19 protein-coding genes, 1 tRNA gene and 2 pseudogenes are annotated in these 19,455 nt (G+C 74.9%); 10 read left to right on the top strand and 12 right to left on the bottom strand.

All coding sequences use genetic code 11. The features are described 5' to 3' along the window. Nucleotides 1-50 precede the first annotated feature (50 nt). Nucleotides 51-2,138 (top strand): xanthine dehydrogenase family protein molybdopterin-binding subunit, encoded by a 2,088-nt coding sequence (locus OTB16_RS09745; RefSeq protein WP_267719579.1) that lies wholly within the window; start codon nt 51-53, stop codon nt 2,136-2,138. A gap of 91 nt (nt 2,139-2,229) precedes the next feature. Further along, nucleotides 2,230-3,081, top strand: coding sequence for a hypothetical protein (locus tag OTB16_RS09740; protein WP_267719578.1), 852 nt, complete (start codon nt 2,230-2,232; stop codon nt 3,079-3,081). 114 nt (nt 3,082-3,195) lie between these two features. Here the strand turns inward: OTB16_RS09740 and OTB16_RS09735 are convergent, their stop codons facing one another. Both OTB16_RS09735 and OTB16_RS09730 read right to left on the bottom strand, forming a co-directional pair. Continuing rightward, the gene (locus tag OTB16_RS09735; protein WP_267719577.1) at nt 3,196-3,627 is read right to left on the bottom strand and encodes a VOC family protein; all 432 of its coding nucleotides are present in this window, start codon (nt 3,625-3,627) and stop codon (nt 3,196-3,198) included. Between the two features lie 124 nt (nt 3,628-3,751). Then, nucleotides 3,752-4,048: a hypothetical protein gene (locus tag OTB16_RS09730; RefSeq protein ID WP_267719576.1), complete on the bottom strand. Its 297-nt coding sequence runs from the start codon at nt 4,046-4,048 to the stop codon at nt 3,752-3,754. A gap of 255 nt (nt 4,049-4,303) precedes the next feature. Here OTB16_RS09730 and OTB16_RS09725 point away from each other — a divergent pair, with 255 nt between their 5' ends. Then, nucleotides 4,304-5,143: a class II glutamine amidotransferase gene (locus OTB16_RS09725; RefSeq protein WP_267719575.1), complete on the top strand. Its 840-nt coding sequence runs from the start codon at nt 4,304-4,306 to the stop codon at nt 5,141-5,143. Here OTB16_RS09725 and OTB16_RS09720 read toward each other — a convergent pair. Continuing rightward, nucleotides 5,113-6,030 carry an oxygenase MpaB family protein gene (locus OTB16_RS09720; RefSeq protein ID WP_267719574.1) on the bottom strand — a complete coding sequence of 306 codons (918 nt, stop codon included), beginning with the start codon at nt 6,028-6,030 and terminating at the stop codon, nt 5,113-5,115. The two genes, OTB16_RS09725 and OTB16_RS09720, sit on opposite strands and share 31 nt — an antisense overlap. 64 nt (nt 6,031-6,094) lie before the next feature. After that, on the bottom strand, nt 6,095-6,598 hold the full coding sequence (locus OTB16_RS09715) for a hemerythrin domain-containing protein (protein ID WP_267719573.1): 504 nt from the start codon (nt 6,596-6,598) through the stop codon (nt 6,095-6,097). 247 nt (nt 6,599-6,845) lie between these two features. Between OTB16_RS09715 and OTB16_RS09710 the strand changes: the two genes are divergently transcribed. Both OTB16_RS09710 and OTB16_RS09705 read left to right on the top strand, forming a co-directional pair. After that, nucleotides 6,846-7,391: a hypothetical protein gene (locus tag OTB16_RS09710; RefSeq protein WP_267719572.1), complete on the top strand. Its 546-nt coding sequence runs from the start codon at nt 6,846-6,848 to the stop codon at nt 7,389-7,391. 1 nt (nt 7,392) lies between these two features. Then, nucleotides 7,393-8,067, top strand: a complete 675-nt coding sequence (locus tag OTB16_RS09705) for a hypothetical protein (RefSeq protein ID WP_267719571.1) — start codon at nt 7,393-7,395, stop codon at nt 8,065-8,067. Here the strand turns inward: OTB16_RS09705 and OTB16_RS09700 are convergent. Next, on the bottom strand, nt 8,045-9,793 hold the full coding sequence (locus tag OTB16_RS09700; RefSeq protein WP_267719570.1) for a PP2C family protein-serine/threonine phosphatase: 1,749 nt from the start codon (nt 9,791-9,793) through the stop codon (nt 8,045-8,047). The genes OTB16_RS09705 and OTB16_RS09700 overlap by 23 nt on opposite strands. Nucleotides 9,794-9,919: 126 nt before the next feature. On the opposite strand from OTB16_RS09700, the pseudogene OTB16_RS09695 reads away from it, so the two are divergent. After that, nucleotides 9,920-10,610 (top strand): annotated as a pseudogene (locus OTB16_RS09695) (MFS transporter). A gap of 92 nt (nt 10,611-10,702) precedes the next feature. Next, complete coding sequence (locus tag OTB16_RS09690; protein ID WP_267719646.1) at nt 10,703-11,245, top strand: heme-binding beta-barrel domain-containing protein; 543 nt, start codon at nt 10,703-10,705, stop codon at nt 11,243-11,245. 57 nt (nt 11,246-11,302) lie between these two features. Here OTB16_RS09690 and OTB16_RS09685 read toward each other — a convergent pair whose 3' ends face one another. Next, complete coding sequence (locus tag OTB16_RS09685; protein ID WP_267719569.1) at nt 11,303-12,289, bottom strand: Rossmann-fold NAD(P)-binding domain-containing protein; 987 nt, start codon at nt 12,287-12,289, stop codon at nt 11,303-11,305. A 148-nt stretch (nt 12,290-12,437) separates the two neighbouring features. On the opposite strand from OTB16_RS09685, the gene OTB16_RS09680 reads away from it, so the two are divergent. Together OTB16_RS09680 and OTB16_RS09675 are read left to right on the top strand one after the other, a co-directional pair. Beyond that, nucleotides 12,438-12,511, top strand: a tRNA-Met gene (locus OTB16_RS09680). Between the two features lie 375 nt (nt 12,512-12,886). Continuing rightward, entirely contained in the window at nt 12,887-13,063 is a 177-nt protein-coding gene (locus OTB16_RS09675) for a hypothetical protein (protein WP_267719568.1), read from the top strand. A gap of 68 nt (nt 13,064-13,131) precedes the next feature. Here the strand turns inward: OTB16_RS09675 and OTB16_RS09670 are convergent, their stop codons facing one another. Then, the gene (locus OTB16_RS09670) at nt 13,132-14,484 is read right to left on the bottom strand and encodes a hypothetical protein (RefSeq protein ID WP_267719567.1); all 1,353 of its coding nucleotides are present in this window, start codon (nt 14,482-14,484) and stop codon (nt 13,132-13,134) included. 264 nt (nt 14,485-14,748) lie between these two features. Here OTB16_RS09670 and OTB16_RS09665 point away from each other — a divergent pair, with 264 nt between their 5' ends. Continuing rightward, a complete protein-coding gene (locus OTB16_RS09665) occupies nt 14,749-14,991 on the top strand; it encodes a hypothetical protein (protein WP_267719566.1) in 243 nt (80 codons plus the stop codon). 133 nt (nt 14,992-15,124) lie between these two features. Here OTB16_RS09665 and OTB16_RS39490 read toward each other — a convergent pair. The 5 genes and pseudogenes from OTB16_RS39490 to OTB16_RS09645 form a co-directional block, all read right to left on the bottom strand. After that, a pseudogene (locus tag OTB16_RS39490) lies at nt 15,125-15,430 on the bottom strand (hypothetical protein); the annotation flags it as partial. A 102-nt stretch (nt 15,431-15,532) separates the two neighbouring features. Beyond that, entirely contained in the window at nt 15,533-15,745 is a 213-nt protein-coding gene (locus OTB16_RS09660; RefSeq protein ID WP_267719565.1) for a DUF4287 domain-containing protein, read from the bottom strand. Nucleotides 15,746-15,936: 191 nt separating this feature from the next. Beyond that, nucleotides 15,937-16,362, bottom strand: a complete 426-nt coding sequence (locus OTB16_RS09655) for a type III secretion system chaperone family protein (protein ID WP_267719564.1) — start codon at nt 16,360-16,362, stop codon at nt 15,937-15,939. A 149-nt stretch (nt 16,363-16,511) separates the two neighbouring features. Beyond that, nucleotides 16,512-17,036: a GNAT family N-acetyltransferase gene (locus OTB16_RS09650; protein ID WP_267719563.1), complete on the bottom strand. Its 525-nt coding sequence runs from the start codon at nt 17,034-17,036 to the stop codon at nt 16,512-16,514. Between the two features lie 22 nt (nt 17,037-17,058). Next, nucleotides 17,059-19,374, bottom strand: coding sequence for an FUSC family protein (locus OTB16_RS09645; RefSeq protein WP_267719562.1), 2,316 nt, complete (start codon nt 19,372-19,374; stop codon nt 17,059-17,061). Nucleotides 19,375-19,455: the final 81 nt, after the last annotated feature.

The raw sequence follows: 19,455 nt of genomic DNA, 5'->3' as shown, positions 1-19,455 counted from the left end.
CGCGCGCACCCGCAGTCCCGCGTACGCCGGGACCGTCCAGAGGAGCTCCCATGCGGCACGTCGTACTCGGTACCGCGGTCGGCCGGGCCGAGGGCCCGGAGAAGGTCACGGGCGCCGCCCGGTACGCCGGCGACCACGCCCCGGCCGGCTGCGCCCACGCCTGGCCGGTGGCCGCGACGGTCCCCCGGGGCCGCGTCACCGCCGTGGACGCGGCCGCCGCGCTGGCCCTCCCCGGCGTGCTCGCCGTGCTCACGCCGCACAACGCCCCGCGGCTGGGCCCGTCCGACGACCCCACCCTCCAGGTGCTCCAGGACGCCGGGGTCCCGCACCGGGGCTGGTACGTGGCGCTGGCCGTCGCGGAGACCCCGGAGGCGGCCCGGGCGGCCGCCTCAGCCGTCGTCGTCACGTATGAGGCAGCCGGGCACGACGTCGGGTTCCGCGCCGACCACCCCGGGGCCTACACGCCCGAGGAGGCCAACGGCGGGCATCCCGCGCACCGCGAGCACGGCGACCCGGACGCGGCCCTGGCCGCCGCGGCCGTACGGGTGGACTGCTCCTACGCGGTGGCGCCGCTGCACAACCACCCGATGGAGCCGCACGCGGCCACCGCCCTCTGGGACGAGGCGGGCGGCCACCTCACCGTCTACGACTCGAGCCAGGGCTCGGGGCCGGTCCGAGCGGCCCTCGCGTCCCTTTTCGGCCTGCCCGAGGACCGTGTCACGGTCGTCTCCGAACACGTCGGCGGTGGATTCGGCTGCAAGGGCACCCCCCGCCCCCATGTGGTCCTGGCGGTCATGGCCGCCCGCCACACCGGCCGCCCCGTCACCCTCGCCCTGCCCCGGCGCCACCTGCCCGCCGTGGTCGGGCACCGGGCTCCGACGCTGCACCGGGTGCGGCTCGGTGCCCGCTCGGACGGCACGCTCACCGCGCTCACCCACGAGGTCACCACCCACACCTCCCGCGTCCGGGAGTTCGTCGAGCAGGCGGCCGTCCCGGGCCGTGTCATGTACGCCGTGCCCGACAGCCGAACCACCCACCGGGTCGTCGCCCTGGACGTGCCCACACCGTCCTGGATGCGCGCCCCCGGGGAGGCCCCGGGCATGTACGCGCTCGAATCGGCCATGGACGAACTCGCCGACGCCCTCGGCATCGACCCCGTGGAGCTGCGCGTCCGCAACGAACCGGCGACCGAGCCCGACAGCGGCCGCCCCTTCAGCAGCCGGCACCTCGTGGAGTGCCTCCGGGAGGGTGCCGACCGCTTCGGCTGGGCCTCACTTCGCACGCCGCGCCGGGAGGGGACGGTCCTGTGCGGCACCGGGGTCGCCGCCGCGACGTACCCCGTGCTGATCTCGCCCTCCACGGCGCGGGCGCACGCCCTCGCGGACGGAAGGTTCCACGTCGAGGTCAACGCCACCGACATCGGGACCGGAGCGCGCACCGTCCTGGCACAGGTGGCCGCCGACGCCCTGGGCGTCCCGCTCGACGCCGTGACGGTGGCCGTCGGGCACACCGGTCTGCCGTCGGCCTCCCTCGCGGGCGGCTCCAGCGGCACCGGCTCCTGGGGATGGGCGGTGCACGACGCGTGCGCCGCGCTGACCGCCCGCATGGCGGGCCGTCACGGGCCCCTCCCCGGCGGGGGGCTGTCCGCGTCGGCCGACACCGCCGGGTCGGCGGGGCAGAAGTCGCCGTACTCGCGCCACGCGTTCGGCGCGCACTTCGCGGACGTACGGGTGGACACGGTCACCGGCGAGGTGCGCGTCGCCCGCCTGCTGGGGGTCTTCGCCGCCGGGCGGATCCTCAACCCCGTCACGGCGCGGTCCCAGTTCGTCGGCGCGATGGTGATGGGCGTGGGCATGGCGCTGACGGAGCACAGCAGCGTCGACCCCGTCCACGGGGACTTCGCCGAGAGCGACCTGGCGTCCTACCACGTCCCGGTCCACGCCGACGTGCCGGACATCGAGGCGCACTGGATCGACGAGCACGACAAGCACCTCAACCCGATGGGCAGCAAGGGGATCGGTGAGATCGGCATCGTCGGGACGGCGGCCGCGATCGGAAACGCCTTCCGGCACGCCACGGGACGGCGCCTGCGCAGCCTGCCGCTCACTCCCGACCGCGTACTGGACGTGCTCGCCTGAGGGCGGCGGGGCGCCGGTCCGGCCGCCCCGGGGATCCGGCGGCGACGGGGCCGTGCACTGCGGGGGCCGGCCCTGAAGTAGCGTTCCGGTCATGAGCATGCCGCCGCCCCAGTCCCCCGGCCCCTACGGGCCCGCGCAGCCCCCGACCCCGTACGGCGGCCCGCACCACCCCGCGCACCCCGCGCCGCCCGCACAGGCCCCGTACCCGCCGCAGGGCTACCCGCAGCAGCCCTACGCCCAGCCGTTCCCCGCGCAAGGGGGCTGGGGGCAGCCGCCGATGGGGCCGCCGCCGCGCCGGAAGCGGACCGGTCTGGTGGTGGGGATCGTCGCGGCCTCGCTCGTCGGCCTCGGAGTCATCGGCTTCGCGGTGAAGCTCCTGGGCGACGCGGGACAGGTGGCGAGCGGCGCCGGATTCCCCGATGCCCAGTACCGGCTCACGGTTCCGCCGACCGTGCTGAACGGCACGTACACCCTGGCCCAGGACCTGTCGGAGACCGAGGGCAAGAAGGCCCTCGCCGGGGCCTACGACCCGAAGATCCGCGACCCGAAGCCGGCCGTCGGCCAGTACACGTCCGGTCCCGCCACGGGGATGAGCGCCCTGGTCTTCTCGGGGATGTACGGCCAGTTCAAGGACCCCGCGGCTGCCCGCCGGAAGATGATGGGGGGCGCGGCGGACGCCCAGGGAGCGACCGTCGCGGTGCCCGCCAGGGACATCACGCCGCCCGGCTCCGGCATCACGGTGACCTGCCAGGTCCTCACCTCGACGCAGGGCGGTGCGACGAGCACCCTGCCGATGTGCGCGTGGGCGGACGAGAACACGGGGGCGTCGGTTGCCGTCGTGACCCCCGAGACCGTGCGGCGGAGCCCCGGGTCGGTCGACCTCCAGAAGGTGGCCGCCACGACGCTCGAGGTGCGCGAGGAGACCCGCAAGCCGATCGGCTGACCCCGACCGTCCGGCCGGTCCGGTCCGGCGCCCGGTCCCGCACCCCGGGTCCGGGCGGTGGGCGGCGGCATCGGGCGCCGGACCGCACCGTCACCTGGTGCGGCCCGGCGGGCCTCAGCGCTCCGACAGCTCCGACGGGGCCTCCTGGACCACCCAGCCGTTGCCGTCCGGGTCCTCGAAGGTCATGAACGAGTTCCAGGTGTCGCCCTTGCCGTCCTCCCAGCCCGTCGCGCCGACGTGCCGCACCGGGGAGACGTCCACGCCCCGGGCCACGAGCTCCTCGCGGGCCGCGTCGATGTCCGTGACGCAGATCTGGAGGCCCTGCAGCGTGCCCGGCGCCATCGCCTTCGTCCCGGGCGCCGCGGGCATCCCGTGGAGCATCGCGATGGAACAGCGCGAACCGGGCGGGGTCAGCTGGATGATCCGCATCCCGGGGGCGACCTCGTCGTCGAGGTCGACCTTGAAACCGACCTTGTCGGCGTAGAACTCCTTGGCCCGGTCCATGTCGGCGACGGGGACGGGGAGGACTTCGAGCGTCCAGTTCACGGAGAACCTCCTCAGAAACGCCGGCGAGCCCCGGCAGGTCCACCGTCTCCCACGACCCCGCCGGCGCGCACGCCGAAACGCCAATCCGGTCCGCTCCCGTCCGGGTTCGCCCCGCCGGCCGGCGTCAGGAGACGAAGACGCTCCTGTTGCCGTTCGGCCGGTAGGTCTCGCCCGGGTCGACGAAGTGCTCGACCCGCCCCGAGCAGTCGGGGCCGGACCACACCGCGACGGCCGACGCCGTGTAGTTGGACACCACCGGCGGGACGAAGTCGCCGAGCGGGAAGCAGCCGACGGGCTCGCGGTGGGACACACCGTCGACGATCAGGATCCCGTGGGCCGCGTACGCGGTGCCGGGGGCCGAGAGCGCGAGCGCGGCGGCCGCCGCCGCCGTCCCGGCCAGCGTCGCCATACATCGGTTCATGCGCCTACCTCTTTCAGGAGCCGGCCCGGTTCGGGCGGTGCGGTCTCCGCCGGTCTACCGCGCGCCCCGCGGTCCGGACAGGCCGCGGGGGCCGCCGTCACCCGGCCGGGTGCACCGGTTCACCGGCGGAGTGACCGCGGCGGGATCCCGGTTGACCCGGGGGTCCTTCCGGGCGTGGCCGGTCCGGCCCGTCGGGGGGAGCCGCGTCCACGGCCGGGTTAGGCTCGGGACCAGGCTCTGAAGGGGATGGTCCGCATGTGTCGCTGGCTTGCCTATCTGGGTTCGCCGATCCTGCTCGACGCCCTGCTCTACCGGCCGGATCACTCGCTGATCAACCAGAGCCTGCACGCCCGCATGGGCGTCGAGTCGACCAACGGAGACGGCTTCGGCATCGGCTGGTACGGCGCCGACGGCGACGGCACACCGGCGGTCTTCCGCGACATCGGGCCCGCCTGGAACAACCGGAACCTGCGGGAGCTCTCCGCACACGTCCGCTCGTCCCTGTTCTTCGCGCACGTCCGCGCCTCGACGGGCTCCGCGATCCAACAGACGAACTGCCACCCCTTCCGGCACGGCCGCTGGATGTGGATGCACAACGGGGCCATCGCGGACTTCCACCGGCTCCAGCGCGACCTGTGCATGGCGGTCGATCCGGCACTGTTCCCCTCCATCGAGGGGTCGACGGACTCCGAGGTGATGTTCTACCTCGCCGTCACCTTCGGCCTCGACCAGGACGTTCCCGGCGCGGTGGCCCGGATGGCGGGGCTGGTGGAGCGCCTCGGCAAGGAGCACGGCGTTCCGGAGCCGCTGCAGATGACCGTGGCGGTGAGCGACGGCGAGCGGGTGTGGGCCTTCCGGTACTCCAGCCAGGGCAAGTCCCGGTCGCTGTTCTACAGCAGCCGGGCCGAGACCGTACGGCACCTGTACCCGGAGCTGGACTACCTCAGCGAGGTCTCCGACGAGACCCGGATCGTGGTTTCCGAGCCCCTGGGGGACCTGCCCGGCGTGTGGAACGAACTTCCCGAGGCGAGCTACACGGTGCTCCCCTCCCACCCGGAGACGGACTACCTCCCGTTCATCCCCGACGCCGGCTGAGGCGGGCGCGGGGGCTGAGGCGGGCGCGGGGGCGTCATCGCCCAGCGGATCGTCCGCGTGACGGCGTGGCCGGTCAGGCGTACGCAGGTCTCCCCCGGGCCGGTGGCGGTGCGCAGCGCGAGCGCGGTGCGGGCCCACGGCGGGAGCAGTGCGACCGCGTTCGAGGCCAGCAGGGCGTACGGCGGCCGGGCGGCCAGGGGCAGGGGCGGGTGGCGCAGGATGAAGCGGGCCGCGTCGAGGGCTTCGGGGGTGGCGCGCAGCTCGGGCCGGTACTCCGCCAGCCGGGCGGTCAGCCCGGCGCGGTCGCGGGGCGGGTCGGCGATCCCGAGGGCGGACGCCACCCGGGCGGTGTCGGCGAGGTACGCGTCGCATCCGGCGGCGTCCAGGGGGTGTGCGCCGAAGCGCTGGTGGGCCCGTAGGAAGCTGTCGACCTCGGCCGCGTGCACCCAGCCCAGCAGGTGCGGATCGGCCGCGTGGTACGGCTCTCCGCGGGCGGTGGTTCCCCGTACCCGCTCGTGGACCGCGCGGACCCGGTCCACGGCGAGCTGGGCGTCCGCCGCGGTGCCGTAGGTCGTGACGGCGAGGAAGGTGCTGGTGCGCTGGAGGCGGCCCCAGGGGTCGCCGCGGAAGCCGGAGTGCGCGGCAACGGCTGCCATGGCCAGCGGGTGCAGTGACTGGAGCAGGAGGGCACTGAGGCCCCCGATGAACATGGACGCGTCGCCGTGGACCGTGCGGATGGGCCGCTCGGGGCCGAACCAGCGGGGTCCGGGGGCGCCGTGGATGCGGGCCCGGTTGGCCGGGCCGCCCGGGCCGGCGACCCGGGTGAACAGCGTCGTTCCGAGTCGCTCCCGCAGGTTCCGGCCGCCACGGGCGGCGGGCTCGTCCATACTCCTGTTCTGCCCCGCCGCCTCACGGTTCACCCGCTCCGTTGGGGACGTGGAGCCGACGCCGTCACCCGCGGACGAGGCTCCGGACGTTCTCGACGCTGCCGCAGTCGGCCGACAGGTGCCTCTCCCGCTCCTTGAGGAACGCCGCGCCCAGCTCGGCCCTGCGCTCGTCGGGGACGTTCTCCCGGGCGCCGTTGAGGATCGTCCGCTCCTCCTCGTCGAGGTGGTGGGAGACCGCCTTGACCAGGTCCTCCAGCCGCGAGTCCCACGCGTCGGAGCCCACCTCGGAGACTTCGAGGAGTGCCAGCAGCGCCTCGTTCCCCTCGGCGTGCTCCTCGGCACCGTGCTCCACTTCCTCATTGTCGACGTCCTTGAACCGCTTCAGCGCGCCGTACACCTCGCTCTCCTCGGCCTCGCCGTGCGCGATGAGCAGCGCGGAGAACTCCGCGAGGGCGGCCGCCCGGTCCGACTCCACGCTCCGCATCCGGCGGAACAGGTCCTCCATGGTGCGGTGGTCCTTCAGGATCATCGCGACGACGTCCTGGTCCTGCTGGTTCTGGGCGGTCATGCCGCAGCCTCCTCGTGGGTGTTCCGTCGGGTGCCGCGTGCTCGGTGACGGCCGGTTCAAACCCCGGGCGGCGGGCGCGGGCCCGCCCCGCGCCGTCGATCCGGGGGTCCGGTGGTCCGGGGATCTGGTGTTCCGGTGGTCCGGTGGCCCTTCGGCCCGTGTGGTGGTAGCGGAATTCGGGTTTGTCCGGGGGTGGTGGGGGCAGCCGCGTCAACGAATACGAACAGCCCCCGAATGGAGGCGCGAGATGTCATCGAACACGCTGATAGCCGTCATCGTCGTGGCGGTGGTCGTGGTGATCGCGCTCACGGCACTGCTGTGGGCGCTGGCGCGACGACGCCACCTGCGTGAGCGGTTCGGACCGGAGTACGAGCGCACGGTCGAGGAACAGGGCGGCCGCAGGGCCGCCGAGCGCGATCTGCGCGCCCGGGAGGAACGGCACGACGGCCTCGACATCAAGGAGCTGCCGGCCGAGCGCCGGGACCAGTACGCGCAGGAGTGGAGCGGTGTCCAGCAGCAGTTCGTGGACCACCCGCAGGGTGCGGTGGCCGAGGCCGACGAGCTGGTGACACGGCTGATGGGCGAGCGCGGCTACCCCACCGACGAGGGGTACAGCGGACAGGTCCGGGACCTGTCGGTGGAGCACGGGCGCACGCTGGAGGAGTACCGGGCCGCCCACGCGGTCAAGGTGCGCAGCGGGGCGGGAGAGGCGACGACAGAGGAGCTCCGAGGGGCGATGGTGCACTACCGCGCCCTCTTCGAGGAGCTGCTCTCCGACCAGAGGAGCCGTTGACATGCAGCACCGCGACGAGAACACGCAGGGGCCCACCGAGCCCGCCCTGACCACGGAGGACCTCGCCCACCCGGCTCAGGCCCCGGTCCCGGGCCACGAAACGGAGCGCGAGACAGGCCGCGAAGCGGGCCGGGACACCGACCCTGACACGGGCATCGACACGGGCCGCGACACCGCCGTGTACCCGGGCGACGCCACCGGCGACCCCTACCGCCCCGACACCTTCGGCGACGGCGTGCGGGGCGACGACATACGGAGCGCTGAGGCCGACGCCCACCGTGCCGACGAGGCCCGGGCCGACGAGGCCGACGCCCACCGGCCCGAGGAGATCCGGACCGGTGACACCGCGGAGGGCGAAGCGCCCCGCGCCTCCGAACCTCCGGGCGACACCGCGGGGGACGGCGAGGCCGAGCCGCTCCTCGGTACCGCGGAAGCCGAGGGCTACCGCACCACCTGGACCGAGATCCAGGGACGTTTCGTGGACGACCCGCGGGAGGCCGTCAGGTCGGCGGACACCCTCGTGGCCGAGGTCATGCAGGCCTTCGCGGGCACCCTGGCCGATCACCGGGGCCGGCTGGAGAAGCAGTGGGACAGCGGTGAGCAGGTGGCCACGGAGGACCTCCGGCAGGCTCTGCGGGCCTACCGCTCGCTGATCAACCGGCTGCTCGACACCTGAGGGTCGGGGAGCCGTCCGGGACGTGTATGTCCAGGACGCAGATGTCGTCCCGGTGACCGGGACGAAGGGCGGCCAGGGTGCGGGCGAGCGTCTCGCCCCGGCCGTCCCTCAGCAGCTGCCGGGCGAGGACGGCCAGGCGGGCGAGGCCCGCTTCGATGTCCTCGCCCGGCTCCTCCACGAGGCCGTCCGTGTAGAGCAGCAGGTGGTCGCCGGGCAGCAGGTCGATCATGGCCTGGCCGTACGCGGAGTCGGGGGTGGCGCCCAGGAGGCTGCCCTGTGGCTGCGGCAGGAAGCTCGCCTCCTCCCCCCGGACGAGCAGGGGCGGCAGGTGTCCGGCCCGTACCCAGTTCAGGCGTCGGTCCCATGGCTGGTAGCGGGCCATGACCATGGTGGCGGTGGCGCCGACGGGGTCCGAAACAGTGTGCAGCAGGAGGGTGTTGAGCCTGCTCAGGACGTCGGGCAACGCCGATCCGGTGACGGTCATCCCCTTCGTGGTGAACCGCAGTTGGGCCATCGTGCCGACGGCCGCCAGGCCGTGGCCGGCGACGTCCCCGACGACGAAGAGGGCGCTCTCGTCGGGGAGTTCGATGGCGCTGTACCAGTCGCCTCCGACGTTCACCCCGCTGTCGGAGGGTACGTAGGCGACGTCGACGCACAGTCCCGCGAGTTCCAGTGACTGTTCCGGGATCGGCAGCAGGGTGTCCTGGAGCCGGGCGGCGAGGGCGTGTTCGGCCCGGAGCATGCCCCGCTGGACGAGGACGGAGCGCTCGCTCTCCAGCAGTGCCAGCTCCGTGCCGCGCTGCGCGGTCAGGTCCTGGAAGAAACCGTGGACCTCGACGGGGGTGCCGTCGGCGTCCTTCTGCGCCTCGGCGACGAGCCGCAGGTGGCGTACGCCGTCCGAGACGGTGATGCGGAACGGCTGGTCGACGGCCTTCCCCTGCTCCAGCAGCCGTCTGACGGCCGTGCTCATCCTCGGCACGTCCTCGGGCACCAGGTGCGGGGGGAGGTCCTGGAGCCGGAGGGGACCCAGCGCCGGATCGCGGTCGAAGACGGCGTAGACCTGCTCGGACCAGCCGGCGGTATCGGTCGGCAGGCTCCAGGCCGCCCACCCGAGGTTGCCGAGCCGCTGCATGTCGGCGAGCCGGCGGGCCTCGCGCTCGCCGGCGTCGTGGCGGATCCAGGACACGACGAGCCCGTCCCCGAGCTTCGCGGCCCGGACCGAGAAGACGGACCGTTTCGGCAGTCCGGCGGCCACCTCCTCGTACGTGAAGGGCTCGCCCTCGTACGCCGTCCCCGTGGCCAGTGTGTCCAGGTACCCCTTCCACAGCGGGGTGCCCACCACCGTCGGGTAGGTCTCCAGGACGCGGCGGCCGACCAGGTCCCCGCCCCGGCGCCCGGCGATGTCGACCGAGTCCGGTGCGGCGGCGGCGATGAGGAAGTCGTCCACCTCCCCCGACGGCGCGCGCAGGGGCGTGAGCAGGATCGCGGTGCCGGACAGCACGTCGAGGATCCGCTGGACGGCTTCCGCGCCCTCACGGCCGGCGGGATCGGCCCCCGCGCCGGCCGATCTGGCCCCGGCCCGGCGCGGCCCGGCGGCGGGGGCCCGGCCGCCGCGGCCCTTCAGACCGGCGATCTCCGCCCGCAGCCCGGCCACGACCCTCGCCAGCGCGAGCACCTCGGGCGCGGGGCCGTCCCCGGGGAGCGGGAGCGGGGCATCGCTCTTCACTCTCTGAGCATCCCACGCGCCGCGGCGAGCGGCTGTTCGCCGTACGGGGCGCCGGGCACACGGTGGTGCGCGTCCGAACCGACGGAGTCGAAGGCGGATACGGTCACCACGAAGGTACCGGCGCGGCTGGACCGACGGCCCTGGTCCCGGTGGCACTGGATGACCGTGCTCGGGCTCGGCACCGTATGGGTGCCGGACGGCCTCGAGGTCACCATCGTCGGGAACATCTCCGGCCGGCTCTCCGAGGACGGCAGCGGTCTCTGCGTCACCGACGCGCAGGTCACCGGCGTCGCGGCCGCCCCTACTTCGCCGTCATCGCCTTCGGCAACTTCCTCGGGCCGCCGCTCCTGGGCCGCATGTTCGACACCGTCGGCCGACGTCCGGCGATCTCGGCACGTACATCCTGTCCGGTCTGCTGCTCTTCGGGACCGCCTGGCTCCTCGGCGCCGGGCACCTCACGGCTCTGACCATGACCGCCTGCTGGTGCGTGGTGCTCTTCTTCGCCTCCGCCGGGGCCGGTTCGGCCTGCCTGACGGTCAGCGAGCTCTTCCCGATGGAGACCCGCGCGATGGCCGTCGCCGTCTTCTACGCGATCGGCACGGCCGCGGGCGGCATTTCCGGCCCGCTGATCTTCGCCGGGCTCACCTCCGGCGGGGTGTTGTCCGACGCGGCGCTCGGCTTCTGCGTCGGAGCCGCGCTGATGGTGGCGGCCGGGGTGGTGGCCGTGTTCTGCGCGGTCGCCGCCGAGGGACGTTCCCTGGAGCGGATCGCCACCCCGCTCTCGGCCCGCCCGGCCGACGCGCCCTCGTCCTCCTGAGGGGGGCGCGGGAATGCCGCGCGGGCGGTCGCGCCGGGTCATACTTGGTCACGGCGCGGCACGGCGGCTTCCCACAGACAAGCAGGGTGAACATGTTCGAACCGGTGCGGGAGAATCCCTACCCCGACAGTCACGTCCTCGGCGAGGGCCCCGAGCCGCATCCGCTGCTGGGGCCGGTGCTGCCACTGCTCGGACGGTGGCACGGCCGGGGCCGGGGCCAGTACCCGACCCTGCCGCAGGACTTCACGTACGAGCAGGAGATCACCTTCAGCCACGACGGCCGCCCCTTCCTGCGCTACGAGGCACGCGCGTGGCTGATCGACGGGGCCGGGCAGGCCGTGCGCCCCGCGGGGCGCGAGTCCGGGTGGTGGCGGGTGACGCCGGACGCGTCGCTGGAGGTCGTACTCGCCCACCCGACGGGCATCGTGGAGACGTACGTCGGGCGGGTGTCCGGCACCGGTTTCGAGATCGAGACCGGGAGCGTGGGGCTGACCCCGCTCGCCAAGGAGGTCACCGGAACCCGGCGCCGCTACACCGTGGACGCCGGGGAGATGACGGTGGTCCATGACATGGCGGCGGTGGGACAGCCCCTGACGCACCACCTCACGACGCACCTGCGCAAGCGCGCCTCCTGACGACGCGCGCGCGGACGCGGACGTCCCGGTCCGTGGGCCTCGGCCGAGGGCGGCGCCTCAGCCGAGGGCCGCGAGCAACTCGCGCTCGCGGCCGGCGCTGAGGCCCGCGCGCCGCGGCCGGTCCAGGCCCCGCTCCCGTTCCCAGAGCAGGGTGTCGGCCAGCAGTTCGGCGCGCGGGCGGTGACGCAGGCCGGCCGCGCGGGCGGCGGCGCCGGTGCGGGCGGACCAGCCTTCCCAGCCCGCTTCGTCCAGCCACAACGGCATCGACTCGGGACCCATGAACCCGGCCACGCCGTGCGCGAGCAGCCACTCCGGGGCGGCGGCGACCACCGGCCCCGCGTGCCCGCCGATGGAGCGGGAGAGCGCGATCCATTCCCCGAACGGCACCACCGGCCCCACCGCGTCGTACGTCCCGGTGATCCCCGCCTCCGCGGCGTCGAGCAGCCAGGACGCGAGGTCCCGCACGTCGACCACCTGGGTCGGCGCGGCAGGTGCGTCCGGCACCAGCATCCGGCCCCGAGGTTCGCGGGCGGACCGCGCCACCCAGTAGCCGGACCTGTCGCTGTGGTCGCCGGGACCGCCGATGAGGCCGGCCCGCGCGATGACGAGCCGGTCGCCGAGGGCCCGCGCGGACGCCTCCTCACAGGCCGCCTTGGCCTCGCCGTACTCCGCCCGGCCGGCCTCGCCGCGGCCGGTCGGGGGCAGCAGCGGCGTGGACTCGTCCGCGCCCCGTACGGCGTGGGAGGCGTAGACGCTGACGGAGGAGACGTACGTCCAGTGCTTCGCCCTGCCGGCCAGCGCGGCGAGCGCCGCACGCACGAATCCGGGCTGCCACGACACCTCCAGGACCGCGTCCCAGGTCCGGTCGAGCAGCGGATCGTACGCCGAGGACTCTCGCCGGTCGGCCGTCACCAGCACCGCCCCGTCCGCCACTCCCCCGCTCTCGCCGCGGGCGAGGCACGTCACCCGGTGCCCGCGCCCGACCCCCTGCCGCGCCAGCTCGCGGCCCACCCATGCCGTCCCGCCCAGTACGAGGATCTCCATTCCGGTACTCAAGCACCGCCGGGGCCACGGGGCCGCGGAGTTCACCGAGGGCGGAGTTCACCGAGGGCGGAGTTCGCCGAGGGCGGAGGCGGCCGCGACGGCCGTGGTCAGCGGCCCGCGCCACGTGGCGTAGGGTGAGGTCTACCGACGCGGGGTGGAGCAGCTCGGTAGCTCGCTGGGCTCATAACCCAGAGGTCGCAGGTTCAAATCCTGTCCCCGCTACTGCACGGTGTGGCCCGAGTCCTACGACTCGGGCCACACCTGTTTCCGGGGCGCCGGCCGGTTGCCCCGTCCGGGTGGACGTCTTCCGCCGGTCGGACCCTCGTCGGGGATCGCGTCTGGTCAGATGGGGTGAAACGGCGGATCCGGTCGTTTCCTGACCCCCACCGGGAACCGTTGACCGGAATGTGAGCACTTCGAGCACCGCCCCGATCCTGTCCGGAGTCCCCTCGTCAGCGGCTCGTCCGCCCCCCCGGGAACCGGCCCCGGACACCGCGCCCGGCGGCATAGTCGCCCGATCGGCGGTTGCCGGACCGGCCGTTCCCTGGACGCCCGTTCCCCGATCGGCCGGGTGTCGGCGTGGTCGGTGGTGACGTCATGACGTTCATGCTGCTGACCTGTGCGCCGATGCTCGCGGCCGTCCTCCTGCTCAACTGGAAGCCCCGCGAGCCACGGCACCGCCGCCACCCCGTCCGCGCACCTCGGCCGCCCGCGCGGCGCCGGACCCTGATCCGCTGCCACCTGTCGCCGCCGCTGCTGAGCGCCATGACCTAGACCGTCCAGACCGTCCAGACCGGACCGAGGGGTGGGGCCCGCCGGGTCCCACCCCTCGGCCGTGGGCTTCAGCGCCGGCTCGGCGCGTGGTGCAGGAACTCCAGCCGCTGCCGGGCCAGCCGCAGGTGCCGGGGGTCGAGGGAGGGCAGGCGGTCGAGCAGCAGGATCAGTTCGGTGCCTGCGTCCAGCGCCGCGGCGGGGTCCTTGAGCTGGGTCCAGCAGTAAAGGGCCCCCGCCGCCGCGGCCTTGACTTCGGGGGCGTCCGCGTCCTGGCGGGACAGACGGGCCCGGCCTGCGCTCGTCCACAGGTGTGTCGCCAGCCCGAAGTCGCCCGCCATCCGGGCGAGGTCGGCCCGGATCTCCTCCCACTCGGTCGCCTCCTGTGAGGCGTACCCGAAGGTCGTCAGGACGTACTGCTCCCAGGCCTGGGCGAGCGTGGCCGCCTCGAGGTGCCGGCCGGCCGTCGCGAGGGAGTGGATGTGGGGCCGCGGGTCACGGCCGGGCGGGGAGTCCGGCACCCGGACCGCGACGGCCGTGACCGGGTGGGGGTCGCGGGCCCGTTCCTTCCGCCGGACCGGCAGCGTCCGGGTGCTGAGGTCCTCATCCGAGGCGCTGGACGGCACGGCGGACCACGGCGGCCCCGGCAGCCCCGGCGGTCGGAACCCGGCTTCCGCGGTCGGCCGGGAAGCGTCCTGCGGCAGCGCGGACGCCGGGCCCGGCGCCGGCGTCCGCGCTGCCGTGGCCGCGAGTTCCCTGGCGGTGGGCAGGACGAGCGCGCCCGGAGGCAGCGCCGCCGATCCCACGGTGAGGGCGTGCAGGTGCAGGTTCGCCGGGCGCCGGGTGCTGCGGCGCAGCTGCTCGATCCAGTGCCGGGTGTAGCCGCTCACGCTGTTGCCGCCGCCGCTGAACCCCGGCGGCGAGACCACCCCGTACACCTCGGCGGACGGCGAGGCGGGCAGGCTGCCGTACTCGCGCAGCAGCGGCCACGCGGCCTTGTCCGCCGCGAGGTCGAGCAGCACGGTGGTCAACCCGGCTGGTCGGCCGCGCAGTTCCAGTCCGAGCCACTCCCAGGGCAGGCCCGTGTAGCGGACGGTGCCGGCCGTGGTTCCCGGCAGGGCGAGGTGCAGCCGGTTGCCCCGGCGGTCCACCGTGAGCCGTCCCGACAGGTACACGAACAGCGGGCCGGGCGTGGCCGCCGCCGTGCGCAGCCGCATGAGCACGGTGTTCGGGTCCCGCGCGCCGTCGAGGTACGTGGTGTCGCTGGGGGTGTCGCTGTTCAGCAGCATCGAGGCGGGTACCACCCCGAGCGCGGCCAGGTTCGCGCTGGGCGCGATCTGCACGGTGCGGCGACGGACGGCGGCGTCCCCCGCTATGAGGAGCACGTGCCCCCGCTGTTGCTGCTCCGGACCTCTGTTGTGCATGAGCAGACCGTACCCACTCCGCGTACCCGCCGACTGCCCCGGTGGACGCGGGAGTTCCGCCGTGGCGGGCCCGACGGGGGCGCTCCCCCCGCCCGGATCGCACCCTCGGCCTGCGGAAACGATTGCTCCGGGTTCTTGATGGCCTACCGTTTCTACCTGAGGACCGCTCGACCGGGCGTGCGGCGCCGCCCGGCGGGAGAGCCGCGCGGGGCCTGACGGCCGCCCTGGACGTGCGGGACGAGAAGACCACCGGACCCCGTGGGGATGACCGTGCGCCACAAGACAGCATTGCTCGCCGTGTCCGCGCTCGTCCTGGCGGCCGCGGCCGTCGGCTTCCGCTCCCAGGCCGGCGTCGCACCCGGCGGCGGCGACGGGGCGGCGCGCTCCGGGCCGGCCCCCGGGAACCAACAGCCTTACGGGTCCGAGGACTCGGGACCGGACCCGCACCCGTACCCGTACCGGGGGGAACGGTGGACGCGGGCGGTCGCCGACCTGCTCGGCCCCTGACGAACGCACGGGCGCCCCGCGGGTTGGCGCCGCCGAAGACGTACACGCAGCTGCCGCGCAGGCCGGTGCCCTCGGTGCAGGGGGACGTGGCGGCCGCCGCGCCGGTGCGTGCCGTCTGGACGGAGGGCAGGCTGATCCAGGCGTTGGTCTCGACGCTGTACGCCTCGACCACCGCGCTGACCGCGGGTCCGGCGACGGTGCCGCCGACGGCGTACACGCACTCGCCCCGGTGTCCGGGCGGGCACGGGGCCGTCGTCACGGCGGAGCCGGTGCGGGGCGTCTTGACCGCCGGCAGCGTGGCCCAGGTGTTGACGGCCGGGCTGTACGCCGCGAGGTCCGCCGGAGTCCCGGTGCCGGGAACGGCGTACACGCACTTGCCCTGGAGGCCCTCGGGGCAGTTCGCGGTCGCGCCGCCGAGCGCGGACCGCGCGACCGGCATCGACGGAACCGTGATCCACACACCCTGCCCTGCCCCGTCACCCTCCCCCGCGGCCCGCACGGCGCGCGCGCCGCCGCCCACACGACCGGGCACCGCGGCCGGTCACCTGCCGGCGTCCTCCGCGAGGGTGTGCGCGACGAGGGCGTTGGCGTGGCCGTGGCCGAGCCCGTGCTCGGTCTTCAGCCAGGAGACGATCTCCATGTGCCCGGTCAGTGGCGAGGAGCGGATGAGGTCCTTCCACTCCGCGACCGGGCGCCCGTACTTCTTCTCGATGGAGGGGAAGTAGCTGGCAGGGCCTTTCACCGGCTCGCTCATGTCGTGGTGTCCCGTCTGCTGGTAACGCGTCCTGCGCCCACTGCGAAGGACGTGTCGCTTCTGTAGACGTCGACGGCCGGGCGGAATCATCGGTCCGGCGCGACCCTTGTCCGCCGGGACGCCGTGCGCGACCGTTACCGGCCCCGCATCCGCCTCCGCACCTGGGCCGCAGCCGCACTCGCGGCTCGCGGTCACGGGTTCCGGCCGGCGCCCCGGGCGGTGGCGGTGTTCACGTAGTCCAGCAGGTTGATGAGGAATCCGAGGGCCTCGGCCACGTCCTGCGGCGAGCCGACGGCCTGCGGGTCCAGGTGGCCGCCGAGGCGGAAGGGCCGGCCCGCCGTCTCCAGGACGACGGAGCCGGCGGCGAAGGCGGGGGGCGGGGTGGTGTTCGCGACGAGCTCCAGCAGTTCCGGGGCCGCCCGCAGCAGTGCCCGCTCGTCGTGCTCGGCGAGCGCCGCGCCGAGCACCAGGGTGTCGTCCATCTTCATGATCGTGATCAGGTTGCCCGCGCCGACGGAGAGGGTGACCGCCCGGCCCGCGTCCAGTTCGGCTCCGGCCCCGTGGAGGCCCATGCCGTCCAGCAGTTCTTTCACCCGTACGGTCAGGTTCTGCGGCATACGCGGTTCCTCCACTCGGCAGGCCGGGACTGTCGGTGGGGGCTGCGCCCGGGGCCCCCGCCGGCCATCCCATCAGGCCGGGCGGGGTGCTGTCACGGGGACGGCGGATCGGCCTGGGGGTCGACCTCTAGGTCGGCCTGGAGGTCGGCCTAGAGGTCGATCCAGTACCGGCGCTTCGGGCCGATCAGGGTTTCCCGTACGTCCTCCAGGACGCCGCCGTTGCGCTCGATCGTCCGCACCGACGCGCTGTTGCCCGGGTCGCAGGTCAGCAGGACCCGGTCGATCCCGAGCAGCCGCGCCTCGTACAGGACTTGGGCCAGGGCCCAGGTCGCCAGCCCGCGCCGACGCGCCGAGGGCCGGATGCTGTACCCGATGTGGCCGCCCGCGTCGAGCAGGAAGCCGTTCAGGTAGTGCCGCAGGTCGATGGCGCCGAGGTAGGTGTCGCCCTCGGTGATCCACCAGTACGTGGCGTGGACCCGCCCCTGCTCGACCGGGAGCGTACGGTCCCCGTACGCGTGCAGCCGCTCCACCCAGGCCGCGAAGCCCTCGGCGCTGTCCACGTCGTCGTCGGAGCCGAGGCTCGCTCCGTCCATGTGGGCGTCGTCCGCCCACTCCTCGCGCGCGGCGAGCCAGGAAGCGTGCAGGCGCGGGGTCGGTGTGATCAGCTCAGGCATGTTCGGGACGATAACAGTCCGATCATCCGACCAAACCTCCTCGTCCTCGCGACGGGGTTCCCGATCGAGCCGTACCGGGGTGGCCGGCTGCGGGCAGCGGGGTCTCGACCGCGTGGGCGGCCGCCATGCGGGCCAGGTCCGCGGTGAGCGAGTCCAGCCACGCCACGGCGGTGAAGAACACCGGAGGCGCGTCGAGGGTGGCGTCCGACGCCTGCGGCCCGCCCGCAACCGCGACCGCGTCGGGGCCTGGTGCCGCGCGGGTCCGCGCGCCCTTGGGTACGTCGAAGCGGGCGGCGGCCAGCCCGAAGCCCTCCGCCACCCAGGCACCGTACGCCCGCACCCTGGCGTCGGCCCGGGGGGCGGGCGGCGATCCGTCCGCCGCCGCCAGCACCCTCCGGGCGCCCCACAGCACGTGGTGGCCGGCCATCAGCGCGCTCTGCCAGTCCGGGCCCGGGCCCGCCGGGCGCTGCGTCTCGCCCTGGTACTGGGCGTAGGCCGACTCGGCCAGCACCAGGGTGTGCTGTACGTCCGGGTCGTCGCCGTACGGTCCTGCTCCGCCGGCCGGGTGCCCGCCGTCCGCCGGGGGCAGGAGGCCCGGGGTGACGGCGCGCGTGGCGGTCGTCACCTCGGCGGCGGCGGCCCGCAGCAGCCGGGCAACGGCCCGGCCCACCTCGTCGTGGGCGCCCCGCGGCCAGGCGAGCAGTCCGCAGGCGAGGCCGATGACGCTGCCCACGAGCACGTCCAGGAACCGGTATTCGGCCAGCTGCCATGTGGTCGGGGCCAGCTGTGCGAACGCCACGGCGACGACCAGCGTGAACAGCGCCTGCGCCCACCCCACGCCGCGCACCGGGCCGACGAAGAAGGCGACGAGCATCAGGGGCGGCAGGGCGATCGCGTACGGCAGGCTCGCCTCGCCCGCGAGGGCGAGGACGCCCCCGGCGGCGAGGGCGCCCAGGCAGGTCCCGGTCAGGGCGGCGCGTACGGTGGCGCGGGTCTGGACGGCCGTGGTCCGGGTCAGGCTGAGGACCGCGAGCATCGCCCAGAAGCCGTGCGGCAGGGAGTCCAGCCCGGCCACCGTGCGGGCGGCCGCGAGCGCCAGGCTGATCCGTACCGCGTTCTGGAAGTGGACGGACCGGGGTCCCGCGTGCCCCGACAGCCGGACCCACCACAGCCGGAGCGTGCTCTTTCCGGCGTACCAGAAGCGGCCGGGATCGCCCTCCGGGAGGGCGTCGCGCCCGCGGACGGCGAGGTCCGCGGCCGTACCGAGCACCAGCGCCGCGTCCGCCACCTCCAGCAGCGCCGCCTGGCGGCGGCGGTCGCCCGGGGCGGACGGCAGGAGGCGCGCGCTCTCGGCCCGGTCGTGCAGCAGCCCGCGCGCCGCGCTCCCGGCGTCATCCGCGGGGGGCCCGTCCGACAGCAGTGCGGCGGTCGCCCGGGCGGCGCGCTCCGCCGAGCGGATCAGCGCCAGTCCCGTGGGGCCGGGGCGGGCTCCGGCGAGCGGGCCGGGCAGGTCCTTCAGCCGGGCCAGCAGGGTGCGCGCGGCAAGTCCGGTGTGCGCCAGGGCGCGCTCGTGCACCCCGGGGCCGGCCGGACGCTCCCCCTCCGGCACGTGGGACGGCCGCAGTGCCTCGCCGGCGGTTCGGGCCAGCTCGGCGAGCGGCGCGGGCAGGGCGTACGGCGGCTCCCGCAGCGCGGCGGCGCACCGGGCGGCGGTCGTGGCGGCGTCGGCGGCCCGGTCCCGGTAGGTGGGGAGGCGCGGGTCGGGCAGGACGTACGCCTCGGCGAGGACCAGCAGCACGATGCCGGCGACGGCGCCCGCCAGCCGCTCGCCGAGGGCGCCCGGCAGGTACGGCGGGAAGCAGGGAAGGATGTAGAGCAGCTGGAGGCCCGGGGCCGCGCCGGCGGGGCGCGGGCCGCCCGCCGAGGCGAAGGCCAGGCAGAAGCCGATGACGAGCATGCCGGCCACGGCGGTCCAGGTGCGCACGGCGAGGAAGGTGCCGATCGTCACCAGGACGCAGGCCACGGGCAGGACCCGCACGATCTGGGCGGCCCGCTGGCGGCCGGTGCCCGGGATCCGGGACAGGGCGGCGAGGGAGACGGCGGCGAACAGGGCGTACGTGGCGGAGACGGGGCGGTCCAGCACGTACAGGAAGACGTAGAAGCCGGCGCATGCGGCGAGTGTGACCCGGACGGCCCGGCGGGCCGTCGCCGCCGTCGGACCCGTCCCCGCGCGTAGCTCCGCGGTGGCCCGGGCGAGCGCCGGGGGGCGCCCGGGGGCGCCCGCGTCCTCGCCGCCGCCGTCCACCGTGTCGGCGCCCGTATCCGTGTCCCTGCCCATGCCGGCTCCGCCCGCCCGCTCGCGGTCCCCGGCTCCAGGATCCCACGACCGGCGGGGAGCGGCATTCGCGAACGCACACGA

This window comes from Streptomyces antarcticus, from assembly GCF_026627255.1.
Taxonomy (GTDB): domain Bacteria; phylum Actinomycetota; class Actinomycetes; order Streptomycetales; family Streptomycetaceae; genus Streptomyces; species Streptomyces antarcticus.
Note: the sequence above shows the minus strand (reverse complement) of the source record. Positions and strands in the feature narration are given on the sequence as shown.